Origin of the sequence: uncultured Corynebacterium sp. (genome assembly GCF_947253065.1) — a bacterium.
Lineage (GTDB): Bacteria > Actinomycetota > Actinomycetes > Mycobacteriales > Mycobacteriaceae > Corynebacterium.
The window spans coordinates 1-12,796 of the sequence record NZ_CAMXWS010000045.1 but is presented as its reverse complement, the minus strand read 5'-3'; the positions used below and the strand labels follow the sequence as shown (position 1 = coordinate 12,796).

Genomic DNA, 12,796 nt, shown 5'->3' with positions numbered 1-12,796 from the left:
CAGATCACCACTCTCACAGCGTCTTTGGGGCCACAGGCGCGGTACAGCAGGTTCCTTTCTATTCTTCATGGCCAGGGACGTCTTGTCGTGGGTACTCGTTCAGCTGCTTTTGCGCCAGTAGAGAACCTGCAATTGGCAGTGGTCATGTTCGACGGTGATGATTCGCTGGTTGACCCACGCGCGCCGTACACGCATGCGCGTGAAGTGCTCACCACGCGCTCCGCGGTGGAGAAAGCTTCGCTCATCATTGGCGGTCATGCCCGCACTGCGGAGACACAATTGCTCGTGGAGTCCGGGTGGGCGCACAACCTCATTGCACCTCGCACGACGCTGCGCACCCGTTCACCTCATATTCATGCAGCGGGAGACAGTGATTTCGAGCTAGAGCGAGACCCACGGGCGGGGGCTGCTCGTTTGCCATCGGTAGCTTTTGAGGCGGCCCGCCGGGCACTCGCGGACGATAAACCCGTTTTATTCCAGGTACCGCGCGCAGGGTATGTGCAGTCTTTAGCGTGCGGAATCTGCCGTACTCCGGCGCGATGCCGTGCATGCAATGGTCCTCTGGGCTTGCCGTCGGGCAATGAGGCTGCCGCACCCACGTGTCGGTGGTGTGGGCGGATGGATAGTTCTTTTGTGTGTCCGAATTGTGGCTCGCATCGCCTGCGTGCCGTGGTAGTGGGTACGCAGCGAACGGCCGAGGAGCTCGGTCGCGCATTCGCGCCACAGAAGGTGATCGCGTCATGGGGCGAGCGGATTCATAAAGAGGTCGCGGATGCCCCGGCGATCGTCGTTGCTACTCCGGGGGCTGAGCCACGAGTGGCGAACACCGGTAATTATGGTGCCGCGATTTTGTTGGATACGTGGGCGCTTTTGGGGCGGCCCGATCTGCGAGCCACGGAGGAAACGATGGCGAAGTGGATGGGCGCCGCCACTTTGGTGGCTTCGCACAATAAGGGCGGGGAAGTGGTCGTGGTTGCGGATCCCGCATTGCCGGTTGTACAGCATCTGATCCGTTGGGATGCTGCCGGACATGCAGCCCTTGAACTCAATGGGCGACGCGAGGTTCGTTTCCCGCCCGCAGTGCACATGGCGGCAGTGGACAGTCCGCGTGATTCACTGAACGATTTTCTGGAGCACATCGATCTACCAGCTGAGGTAGATATTCTCGGACCCGTCGACCTACCGGCGGGAGTGGATCTTCCCGGCGAGTGGGACGCACGGAAATATGGCACAGCCCAGCGTGTGCTCATTCGTACACCGCTTTCCAGCCGTACTGCGCTGGGCAAAGCATTGCGCGCTGCTGCCGTGAATCGCGCGACCCGCAAGCAGGATCTGCCGTTGCGCATCCAGGTCAACCCCATGCACATCGGCTAACGCAGCGCACCGACTGTTGCCACGTAGACTTGGGCGCCATGACCATTCGCCCCATCAGGATCTTCGGCGATCCAATTTTGAATACGCAGGCAACACCAATCGAGCTTTTCGACGACGCGTTGGTCCGCCTTGTCCACGACATGCTGGAAACCATGGACGATGCCGGTGGTGTCGGCTTGGCGGCAAATCAGATCGGCTTGGCCCAGCGCGTCTTTGTCTATGACTGCGATGGTCTGCGTGGCGCACTGATCAATCCGGAATGGGAGCCGATTGATGACATGGTGCAGATCGGGCCCGAGGGGTGTTTGTCCATTCCAGATCTGCAGGCCGAGGTGGCCCGCCATGAGACGGTCGTGGCACGTGGCTTTGATGAATTCGGCAGGCCGGTCGCCCTGCGTGCGAATGGATTGTTGGCGCGCTGCATTCAGCATGAGACGGACCACTTGGATGGCGTGCTTTTCCTGCGCCGTCTTCAGCCCGAAGTGCGCGCTGAAGCAATGGAGATGCTTCGTGGCATGGACTGGTACAAGGGCGAATAAGACAGCACTGGCGAAGAAGAGATAAAAGGACGGTTGAGAAAATGCGCGTAATTTTTGCAGGAACCCCGGAACCCGCAGTGGTGGCGCTGGAGAAACTGATCGCCTCGGAGCATGAGGTCGTCGCCGTGCTCACGCGCCCTGATGCGCGGAAGGGACGTGGTCGTTCCCTGCACCCGTCGCCGGTGAAGGCGCTGGCCCAAGAGCATGGCATTGAGGTGCTCACTCCGGAAAAACTGAAGGGCAATGAGGAAATCAAGCAAAATCTGATTGAGCTTGCTCCTGATGCGATCCCGGTGGTCGCCTACGGCAATCTGATTCCCGAGGACTTCCTCGGTATTCCTACACACGGTTGGATCAACCTGCACTTTTCGCTGTTGCCACAGTGGCGTGGTGCTGCGCCTGTTCAGGCGGGGATTTTGCATGGGGATGAGTTCAGCGGTGCGACGACTTTCCGGATCGATGCCGGTTTGGATACCGGCGATATCGTCCTTCAAGAGAAAGAGCGCATCCGTGATGACGACACTGCTGATGATCTGCTGACTCGTCTTGCTTATTCGGGAGGCGATCTGCTGGTCCGTACCATGGATGAGCTGGCAAGTGGTCAGGCCACGTTCATCCCGCAGGAGGGTGAAGGAACCTATGCGCCCAAGATCAGCAAGGAAGACGCGCGCATTGATTGGACTGCACCAGCTGATGTAATTGACCGGGCTATCCGTGCCCATACTCCAGGTCCTGGTGCGTGGACGACGCTGAATGACGATCGTGTCAAGATCGCTCCTGTCACGGTTGATGCAGCCCATGAGAAGCTGGCGCCCGGACACGTTGCGGTGGCAAAAAACGCAGTGCATGTGGGAACCGGCACGGATCCGGTCACGTTGGACAGAATCCAGCCACCTGGAAAGAAGATGATGGCTGCTGCCGACTGGGCACGTGGCTTGCACGGCACGGAAGAAACTGAGGGAGTGATTTTTAAGTGAGTGGCGGATTCCGGTCCCGCACGAAGCGTGCGAAAGAACAGGCTGAACAGGAAGCGATCCACGGGCGAGGTAACCGTCAGCGCAGCAGCCGGGATAATCGCCCACGGCAGCGCGATGATTCCCAGCACCGTTCACCAAATATCGGTGACCCAGCACGCCAGGCAGCATTCGATGCCGTGTTTCGGGTGGAAACAGAAGATGCCTTTGGCAATTTGGTTCTCCCGCAGCTTCTGCGTGAGCGAAAGATCACGGGGCGTGACGCGGCATTTGCCACAGAGATCGCCTACGGCACATTGCGGAATCTCGGCGTGCTCGACGAGGTCATCGGGGATTGTTCTTCGCGCTCATTGCGTGATCTAGATCCGGTGGTGCTCACCGCGCTTCGTCTTGGCGCGTACCAATTGCTGTTCACGCGTGTCGACGCCCACGCGGCCGTCGATACCTCTGTTCGCCTCGCCGAAGCAGCAGGTGCGGGCAAGGCGAAGGGATTTGTCAACGGCATCCTCCGCACGATTTCGCGCACGAGCCCCGAGGCGTGGATGGATAAGCTCACACCAGATGAGGGCATTGCTGCGGTGGCTTTCCGCACCGCACACCCTAAGTGGATCGCGGAGTCTTTCGCACGTGTTGTGGGCGAAGACGAGTTGGAAGCCGCACTTGAAGCTGATTCGCAGCGTCCGATCGTGCATCTCGTTGCCCGCCCGGGTGAAATGTCTGCTGAAGAGCTCGCTCTGGTCACTGGCGGTGAGGAAGGCAGGTACAGCCCATACGCTGTCTACTTGGGCGAGGGCGGTGATCCTGGTTCGCTCGCACCTGTCCGCGACAAGATGGCAGCAGTGCAGGACGAAGGATCCCAACTGATCGCGCGTGCTGTGGCTGAGCTTGAAGTCGAGGGAGATCAGGGCCGCTGGCTTGATCTGTGTGCCGGACCTGGTGGCAAGGCAGCACTCATGGGTTCGCTCGCCGCGATCGACGGTGCGCACGTCGATGCGGTCGAGGTTAGCGACACCCGCGCCAAGCTGATCCGCACGACTACCGAGGGAATGCCCGTGACGGTGCATGTCGTTGACGGGCGTGATCCGGGCCTGGAACCAGGGTTCGACCGTGTGCTTGTCGACGCCCCGTGCTCCGGCCTCGGTGCGCTTCGCCGCCGCCCGGAAGCGCGTTGGCGCAAACAGGAGGCAGATATTGCGGAGCTCAATGAGCTGCAGTCGGAGCTTCTGGCTTCCGCAGTGAACCTAGCCAAGCCTGGCGGCGTAATCGTCTATTCCACGTGCTCGCCGGATGAAAGAGAGACGCGAGGGATCGTGGATGAGCAGCTCGCCGTGGGTGGTGTCGAAGAGCTTGATGTCCGTGACGTATTGCCGGACATGGGCGATCTTGGCCCCTACTTGAGTGCGCAGATGTGGCCACACCGTCACGGCACCGATGCGATGTTCGTCGCTGTGTTGAGGAAGCGAAGCGATAGTAGTCAGGCCTGATTTAGGCCAGAGGATAGACTTAAAGCCATGATCTACATTGCTCCGTCGATCCTTGCAGCTGACTACGCCAATTTGGGTGCGGACGTGCAGAAAGTGCCGTCCGCGGACCTCCTCCACGTTGACATCATGGACGGCCATTTCGTGCCTAATCTTTCCTTTGGTCCGGACGTGACCAAGGCTGTCGACGGAGTGACCGACCAGTTCCTTGATATTCACATGATGATCGAGGAACCGGAACGCTGGTTTGAGACCTATATCAAGGCTGGTGGCGATCGTCTGGTCTTCCACATCGAAGCCACCGATGATCACATTGCAGCCGCGAAGCAGCTCCACGATCTGGGCGTGCAGGCTGGCTTTGCTATCAAGCCGGGCACTCCGATCGAGCCGTACCTCGATGACCTTGAGCACTTCGAACAAGTCATGATCATGAGTGTTGAGCCGGGCTTCGGCGGGCAGAAATTCATGCCGGAAGTCTTGAGCAAGGTGGCTACCGTGCGTGAGCGCATTGAGGAAGCCGGCTTGAATACCTTGATCGGTATCGACGGCGGTATTTCCAAATCCACCATCGAGCTGGCTGCGGAAGCTGGAGTCAATGCCTTCGTGGCTGGTTCCGCTGTCTTCGGCGCAGAGGACCCGGCTGAGGCAGTGGAGACTCTCCGCGACCTTGCCACCATCGCTGCCCAGCGATAGGAGCTTGCCGCGCATGTACAGCGAGATGCCCGCTGCAGTTGAGCATGCCATTGTTACTGCGCGCAATGCGGGACAAAAGGTACGAGGAACGACCAGCCCGAACCCGCCCGTTGGCTGCGCGCTTTTCGACGCCGCCGGCATCATCGCCGTCGGTGCCACCGAGCCCGCCGGGGGCCGTCACGCCGAACGTGTCGCTCTGGACACTGCAGCTGACATTGCTCCGGAACGTGTTCGCGGTGCCTCGCTGGCCGTGACCTTGGAGCCGTGTAATCACACAGGCAGGACCGGTCCCTGCACGGAAGCGATCATCGCGGCAGGCATTCAGCATGTCTACTTTGTGCACGCTGACCCCAATCTTTTGGCCAGCGGTGGTGCGGACTATTTGCGCTCCCATGGGGTTGACGTCACACAGGTGACTTACCCCATCGAAGGATTGGAACCGTGGCTGGATTCGGTGAGATACGGTCGTGTCTCCGTCACCGCGAAATTCGCTGGAACACTCGACGGTTTCACCGCGGCACTCGATGGCACGAGCCAATGGATCACCTCGGCTGAAACCCGCCAATACGTGCATTACGACCGTGCAATGCGTGATGCCATCATCATCGGCACCGGGACCGCAATCGCGGATAATCCATCGCTCACCGCGCGGGAACCTGACGGATCGCTGCTTGAGCACCAGCCGCGACGAGTGGTCGTCGGCAAGCGAAAAGTGCCTGAAGGAAACCTGACTCGGCTTGGCTTCGAGCAATACGGCACCCCGGAAGAAGCGTTTGAAGCACTGTACGAAACCGGTGCTCGTGACGTGCTTGTAGAGGGCGGCCCGACACTGATGCGCAGTGTGTTTGAGCTTGATGTTGTTGATCGCATCACGGCATATGTTGCGCCGCTGCTGCTCGGTGGTGGACGCGGACTGCTCGATGGTCCTTTGGCCGAAACGCTTGCTGATGCCCCGCGTTTTGAGATGAGCGATGCATTCACATTCGGCGAAGACGCCATCATCGAGCTCCGCCGGGCGCGAACAAACGGAAAGGAAAAGAACTGATGTTCACGGGACTGGTCGAAGAAGTCGGCCGTGTGGAAAACCTCGAGGAGCTCGGCGATTCGGTCCGTCTGACGGTACGCGGACCTTTGGTCACCGAAGAAGCTGCTTTCGGAGATTCCATCGCGGTGGACGGCGTGTGCTTGACCGTCATTGACGTAGCTGATGGCTGTTTTAAAGCCGACGTGATGCAAGAGACCCTTGATCGCTCACGGCTGGGCAGCTACACATCTGGCGCGCGCGTGAATCTGGAGCGAGCACTCGCTGCTGGGGCGCGGTTGGGTGGCCATATTGTGCAAGGGCATGTCGACGGTGTCGGCGAACTGCTCTCGCGCACCCCATCAGAGCACTGGGAGGTGCTGCGCTTTAGCGTGCCGTCCTCATTGAACAAATATGTCGTGGAAAAAGGCTCGATCGCGATCAACGGCACTTCGCTAACTGTTTCTTCTGTTGGCGACGGTTATTTTGAAGTTTCACTTATCCCAACGACCCTGGCTGATACCACCTTCGGCGAGCTTGCAGTCGGTGAGCCAGTGAACCTGGAAGTAGATGTGGTGGCCAAGTACGTCGAGAAAATGGTGGAGGGCTACCATTAGTTCCTATGACGGACACCCTGCGACTCGATTCAATTGAAGATGCCGTTGCGGCTATCAGCCGTGGTGAAGCGGTCGTGGTGGTGGACGACGAAGACCGCGAAAACGAAGGTGATCTGATCTTCGCGGCAGAACACGCCACACCGGAGCTCGTCGCCTTCATGGTGCGGTATTCCTCCGGCTATATCTGCGTGGCCATGGAAGATGAAGCGGCAACACGACTTGATCTGCCGCCCATGGTCGCAGTCAACGAGGATGCGCGCAGCACCGCGTATGCCGTGACCGTTGATGCGGCGACCGGCACCACGGGTATTTCTGCCCGCTCTCGTGCGGAGACTATCCAACGCCTGGCAGATCCCACCCGTACTGCCGCTGATTTCACCAGGCCCGGCCACGTGGTCCCGCTGCGCGCCCGCCGTGGTGGCGTGCTTGTTCGTGATGGCCATACGGAGGCTTCTGTCGATCTGGCCCGCCTCGCCGGCTGCCAGCCAGTTGGCGCGTTGTGTGAAATCGTCTCGGAAGAAGATCCGACCGATATGGCACGCGCTGATGAACTGCGTCGCTTTGCTGATGCGCATGACCTGAAGATGATTTCTATTGCGCAGCTGATTGATTACCGCCGGCGCAGCGAGCACATAGTTGAGCGTGCCGTAGCCACGTCGCTGCCGACAGAATTCGGACCATTCACGGCGTACGGTTACCGCTCCCTGCTGGATTCCACTGATCACATTGCACTCGTCGCCGGTGATATCGCCGGGGGAGAAGATGTGCTGGTCCGCGTCCACTCTGAATGCCTGACTGGCGATGTGTTCGGTTCACTGCGATGCGATTGTGGCCCGCAGCTACATGAATCGATGCGTTTGATCCAGGAGGCTGGCCGCGGTGTCATCGTTTACGTACGTGGCCATGAAGGTCGGGGAATCGGCTTGACTGCCAAACTTCAGGCCTACCGCCTACAAGAAGAAGGGCTCGACACCGTGGATGCGAATATCGAACAGGGACTGCCTGTCGACGCCCGCGAGTACTCCGTCGCCGGCCAAATCCTGGCGGACCTTGGTGTGATCTCCGCCCAGATTCTGTCCAATAACCCCGATAAAGTCGGTGCCCTGAGTGGTTATGGCCCAGTCATTTCCGGGCGTACCCGCATCGAAGTTGTTCCATCCCCGGACAACATCAGCTATTTGCGCACTAAGCGCGACCGAATGGGACATGACCTTCCCTCGGTGGAAAAATGGGACCAAACGTACGGTAATTAGAATCACTTCCGTACGGATACGCAGACGATAAATCGCGATTCTTGATGAAGGAGCAACCATGATTTTCGGCGCACCAAATACTTCTCCCGACAGCATCGACGCAGACGGAATGCGTGTGGCCGTCGTTGGTACGGAGTGGAACTCGCAGGTCGTGGACATGCTGATTGATCGCGCTGTTGAGACTGCTGAGGGGGCAGGCGCGCAGGTGCAGGTCTTCACTGTCTCCGGCGCCATGGAGCTGCCCATCATCGCGCAGGCAGCAGCGAAGCGTTTCGACGCCGTTGTGGCACTCGGCTGTGTCATCCGCGGTGAGACCCCGCACTTCGATTATGTGTGCCGTGCCGTCACCGATGGTCTGACCCGTGTCGCACTGGATACCTCGGTGCCGGTGGGCAACGGTGTGCTGACCGTTGATACCTATGACCAAGCTGTTGCTCGTACCGGCGGCCCTAATGCCCGCGAGGACAAGGGTGCGGAGGCACTGCTTGCAGCACTGGGCGCAGCCAATGTGATGAGGGACATTGAGCGCTTCCCGCTGATGAAGCTCACGCGCGGCGACGCACACGACGCCTGGTAAAACTTAAGTTTGAGCCAACGCTCCAGCGGTGGGTAATATGACCCTTCGTTGGGGCGAAAATAACGGGAAAAGGCGGAAAAGAAAGTTGAGCAACGTGGAATCTAGCGCGGAGAAAGCCCCGGTTAGCGACCGCGATATCGCTTTCTACAATGCCCTTGACCCACACGCGGTCACCTCGACAAAGCCGTGGGAGATTGAGATCACGTCTCGCTACCTGCGTCGTGTCGCATTTGTCGCTGTCATCGTGATCATGGCCGCTCATATCTTTACTGGCGTAGTGGTGGATACCGAATTCACGGGTGCGGCGATCACGACCCTGGATAAGCTCGCATTCCCAGGAATCGGCCTGATCCTGTCCATCGCGGTGTGGCTGGGTCTGTCCCGCCCGCGCGTCCGCGCGAATGAGGACGGGGTAGAGGTGCGCAATATCATCGGCACGCGCTTCTACCCGTGGGCAGTCGTCTACGGCCTGTCCTTCCCACGCGGTTCTCGTCTTGCACGACTGGAACTGCCGGAATTTGAATACGTTCCACTGTGGGCCATTCAGTCCGGTGATAAAGAGCGCGCCATCGAGGCAGTGACTGAATTCCGTCGCATCGAGGCCCGCTACATGCCGCAAGACTAGGGAGGGCCTGCACGCTGTGGTCAACCCAGCCGAATACCGTCCGGCACCAGGCACGATCCCAACTGAACCGGGTGTATACAAATTCCGGGATGGCGCCGGCCGCGTCGTCTACGTAGGCAAGGCGAAGAATCTTCGCGCGCGCCTAAACAATTATTTCCAACCCCCTGAGCAGCTCCACCCGCGCACCCGCCAGATGGTGTTCACCGCCTCCAAAGTTGAGTGGACCGTGGTGGCCAGTGAGGTTGAAGCGCTACAGCTCGAATACACGTGGATCAAGCGGTATGACCCGTGGTTCAACGTCATGTACCGCGACGACAAGACGTACCCGATGCTCGCGGTCAGCGTGGGGGAGAAGTATCCACGTGCATTCTTCTACCGTGGGCCTCGCCGCAAAGGCGTGCGGTATTTCGGCCCGTTTTCACACGCGTGGGCAGTGCGCGAAACTCTCGATTTGCTCACCCGCGTTTTTCCCGTACGCACCTGCTCAAACGGCGTATTCAAACGCCACGAGCAGCTTGGGCGACCATGCCTGCTCGGCTACATCGACAAGTGCTCTGCGCCATGCATTGGGCGTATCGACGAAGCCGAGTACGACGAAACCGTCGCCGGCTTCATGGGCTTCATGTCCGGCCGCACTGACCGCGTGGTCAAAGGTCTCACCGACCAGATGATGGAGGCCAGCGAGAACCTCGAATTCGAAAAAGCTGCACGGCTTCGCGACGACCTCGGTGCCGTCAACAAAGTCATGGAACGCCAAACAGTCGTTCTGAGCATTGATACGGACGCCGACATCATCGCTTTCGACACCGATGAGCTGGAAGCCGCCGTGCAGATCTTCGCCATTCGTGAAGGTCGCATCCGCTCGCAGCGCGGCTGGGTGGTGGAGAAGACCGGTGATGAACCGGGCTCACTCACACGCTTGGAAGATGGCGAGGAAGATCCCGCACTGCCTGCGCTCATGCAGAATTTCTTGGTGCAGCACTACTCCGATGCTGTTGAACGGATGGAGCAGGAGAAGGCCGAGGATGAACGTTTGGCCGCCAAGAAGATTCGCCGTCGTGGTGTAGACCAAGAGTCCCACGAAAAGATCCGCCCGCCGATGCCGATTCCACGCGAGATTTTGGTGCACGTCATGCCTGATGAGCCGGAAGAGACCCGGGCGCTTTTAGAAAAGCTTCGCGGTGGCCCGGTCGAATTCCGTGTCCCGCAGCGCGGCGACAAGAAGGCGCTCATGGAGACTGTGCAGCGCAATGCCAAGGAATCGCTCCGTCAGCACAAGCTCAAGCGCGTCGGCGATCTCACCGCGCGCTCCCAGGCGCTGCAAGATATTCAAGATGCACTCGGCATGGACGAAGCACCACTGCGTATCGAGTGCACCGATATTTCGCACATCCAGGGCACCGACGTGGTGGCCTCCCTCGTCGTCTTCGAAGACGGTCTGCCCAAGAAGTCCGATTACCGTCGTTACCGCATCAAGGAAGCAGCCGGTGACGGCCGCAGCGATGATGTCGGTTCCATCGCCGAGGTAACCCGTCGCCGGTTCAAGCGACATAACCAAGACAAGCTGGCAAACCCGGAAGATCCAAACCTCGACGAGACGAGCTTTGCCGACGAGGAGGAGCTGCCCGATTCCGCCAACGTTGACTCCACCGACAACAAGCGTTTCGCGTACCCACCGCAGCTCTTCATCGTTGACGGTGGCAAACCGCAGGTCACGGCCGCACAGAAAGTCTTCGACGAGCTCGGCATTATCGACGTCACACTCGTCGGCCTGGCCAAGCGCCTCGAAGAAATCTGGGTGCCATATGACGACGAACCGTTGATTCTGCCTCGTAATTCCGAAGGCATGTACCTGCTGCAGCAAATCCGTGATGAAGCCCACCGCTTTGCCATCACCTACCACCGACAGCAACGATCAAAGCGTATGCGAGCATCCGCTCTCGACGGCATCCCCGGACTCGGACCTGCCCGTCGCAGCGACCTCGTCAAGCACTTCGGCAGTGTGAAAAAGCTCAAAGCTGCCACGGTTGAAGAGATCACCGAAGTCAACGGAATCGGTCCCAAGCTCGCGCAAACGGTCTATGAGCATCTGCGGGAAAGCTGACGTCGATAAGCGTGTAATTGGATACGATGGGGCACATGACGACCCCAACCGAGCTGCGACCCGTCATCATCACGGGCATGTCCGGCGGCGGCCTTTCCTCTGCTGCGAAAGTCTTTGAAGATAAGGGCTATTTCGTATCCCAGAATCTGCCGCCGCAACTCATCCTCGAAATGATGGAGCTCGCGGCGACGAAGGGCTCGCCTGTGGACAAACTCGCCGTGGTTACCGATGTCCGCGCCCGCATTTTCAAGGGCTCGCTGAAAGACATGATTGAACAGGCGCGCGAGCACGGATACAACCCGTTCATTCTTTACCTTGAAGCGCGCGATGAGGTGCTGATCAAACGCTTCGACAGCGTACGTCGCACACACCCGCTGCAGGGCGACAATCCGCTCAGCGTCGGTATTGCGCGTGAACGCGCGGAACTCGCCCGGGTACGTGATGCAGCCGATGTGATCATTGATTCTTCCAACCTGTCCATCCACGATCTGCGCCGCGCCATCGAGGCATCCATCGGGGATCTGGATTCTGCTAAGCAGCACGTGACCGTGCAGTCTTTCGGCTTCAAACACGGCAGCCCGCGTGATGCGGACCTGATTTTCGACGTACGCTTTTTGCCCAATCCATACTGGATTGAAGAGCTGCGCAATTTCCGCGGCGTGGACAAACCAGTTTCCGACTATGTGCTCTCGCGCCCCGGTGCGAGCGATTTCGTCGATGGGGTAGTTAGCCTTCTCGGCTCGATGCTTGCTGGTTACAAGCACGAAGGTAAAGATTTCGTCACCGTCGGTATCGGCTGCACGGGTGGGCACCACCGGTCCGTTGCGGTATCAGAAGAGATCGGACGCAGGCTCAGCCAACGCGGCGACGTGGATGTCTCCGTCATGCACCGCGACCTGCAGCGCCACTAGAAGGGGAGAATAATGTCTAAAACCAACTCCCAGCTTCGCGTCACCAGTCTCGGTGGTGGACACGGCCTGCACCAGACCCTCCACGCGGCAAAACTGCTTGCTGGTGCGAAGGAAAATGAAGGCTCTGATCAGGCTAATTGCCGCGTCAACGCGATTGTCACCGTCGCTGATGATGGCGGTTCCTCGGGCCGTCTACGCCGTGAGCTCTCCGTCGTCCCACCGGGTGACCTGCGCATGGCTCTAGCAGCGCTGACACCAGATACTAAAGAAGGGCGCGAGCACCGCGACACCCTCCAACACCGCTTCGGCGGTAATGGCGCAATGGCAGGACACGCCGTTGGCAACCTCATCATTGCTGGTCTGACCGAGCGGACAGGCGATATCCAGTACGCGCTCGACTCAGTCGGTCGCTGGGTTCACGCCAGCGGGCGAGTGCTACCCGTCGCGCTCGAACCACTCGACATCGAAGCAGAAGTTGCCGGGCTTGACGACGACCCGCGGGTTCTCCGTTCCGTCCGCGGCCAAGTCGCCGTCGCAACAACCCCCGGCTCCGTGCGTCGCGTGCGGCTCCACCCTAAAGCTCCTGCAGCGAACCCGGCGGCTATCGACGCAATCATGAACGCCGAC

Annotated in this window: 13 protein-coding genes; all 13 read left to right on the top strand. The window is 59.4% G+C overall.

Annotated features, from left to right (window positions below):
• On the top strand, positions 1-1,374 hold a 1,374-nt coding region (locus Q0X21_RS09105), incomplete at its 5' end, for a primosomal protein N' (RefSeq protein WP_297851571.1).
• Positions 1,375-1,412: 38 nt separating this feature from the next.
• Entirely contained in the window at positions 1,413-1,913 is a 501-nt protein-coding gene (gene def / locus Q0X21_RS09100) for a peptide deformylase (RefSeq protein ID WP_297851570.1), read from the top strand.
• A 41-nt stretch (positions 1,914-1,954) separates the two neighbouring features.
• Positions 1,955-2,890, top strand: coding sequence for a methionyl-tRNA formyltransferase (fmt, locus tag Q0X21_RS09095; RefSeq protein WP_297851569.1), 936 nt, complete (start codon positions 1,955-1,957; stop codon positions 2,888-2,890).
• A 140-nt stretch (positions 2,891-3,030) separates the two neighbouring features.
• Positions 3,031-4,371, top strand: coding sequence for an RsmB/NOP family class I SAM-dependent RNA methyltransferase (locus tag Q0X21_RS09090; RefSeq protein ID WP_297851572.1), 1,341 nt, complete (start codon positions 3,031-3,033; stop codon positions 4,369-4,371).
• A gap of 27 nt (positions 4,372-4,398) precedes the next feature.
• Positions 4,399-5,061 carry a ribulose-phosphate 3-epimerase gene (gene rpe / locus Q0X21_RS09085; protein WP_297851568.1) on the top strand — a complete coding sequence of 221 codons (663 nt, stop codon included), beginning with the start codon at positions 4,399-4,401 and terminating at the stop codon, positions 5,059-5,061.
• A gap of 13 nt (positions 5,062-5,074) precedes the next feature.
• Positions 5,075-6,106 (top strand): bifunctional diaminohydroxyphosphoribosylaminopyrimidine deaminase/5-amino-6-(5-phosphoribosylamino)uracil reductase RibD, encoded by a 1,032-nt coding sequence (ribD, locus tag Q0X21_RS09080; protein ID WP_297851567.1) that lies wholly within the window; start codon positions 5,075-5,077, stop codon positions 6,104-6,106.
• Positions 6,106-6,699, top strand: a complete 594-nt coding sequence (locus Q0X21_RS09075) for a riboflavin synthase (RefSeq protein ID WP_297851566.1) — start codon at positions 6,106-6,108, stop codon at positions 6,697-6,699. Before ribD ends, Q0X21_RS09075 begins: the two co-directional genes overlap by 1 nt.
• A 5-nt stretch (positions 6,700-6,704) precedes the next feature.
• On the top strand, positions 6,705-7,952 hold the full coding sequence (locus Q0X21_RS09070; RefSeq protein WP_297851565.1) for a bifunctional 3,4-dihydroxy-2-butanone-4-phosphate synthase/GTP cyclohydrolase II: 1,248 nt from the start codon (positions 6,705-6,707) through the stop codon (positions 7,950-7,952).
• A gap of 58 nt (positions 7,953-8,010) precedes the next feature.
• A complete protein-coding gene (gene ribH, locus Q0X21_RS09065; protein ID WP_297851564.1) occupies positions 8,011-8,529 on the top strand; it encodes a 6,7-dimethyl-8-ribityllumazine synthase in 519 nt (172 codons plus the stop codon).
• Positions 8,530-8,623: 94 nt separating this feature from the next.
• Positions 8,624-9,154, top strand: coding sequence for a PH domain-containing protein (locus Q0X21_RS09060; RefSeq protein WP_297851563.1), 531 nt, complete (start codon positions 8,624-8,626; stop codon positions 9,152-9,154).
• A 16-nt stretch (positions 9,155-9,170) separates the two neighbouring features.
• Positions 9,171-11,258 carry an excinuclease ABC subunit UvrC gene (uvrC, locus tag Q0X21_RS09055; RefSeq protein ID WP_297851562.1) on the top strand — a complete coding sequence of 696 codons (2,088 nt, stop codon included), beginning with the start codon at positions 9,171-9,173 and terminating at the stop codon, positions 11,256-11,258.
• Positions 11,259-11,293: 35 nt separating this feature from the next.
• Positions 11,294-12,169, top strand: a complete 876-nt coding sequence (gene rapZ, locus Q0X21_RS09050; RefSeq protein ID WP_297851561.1) for an RNase adapter RapZ — start codon at positions 11,294-11,296, stop codon at positions 12,167-12,169.
• Positions 12,170-12,181: 12 nt separating this feature from the next.
• Positions 12,182-12,796, top strand: a 615-nt coding sequence (locus Q0X21_RS09045; RefSeq protein WP_297851560.1) for a 2-phospho-L-lactate transferase CofD family protein, incomplete at its 3' end; no start/stop codon positions are given.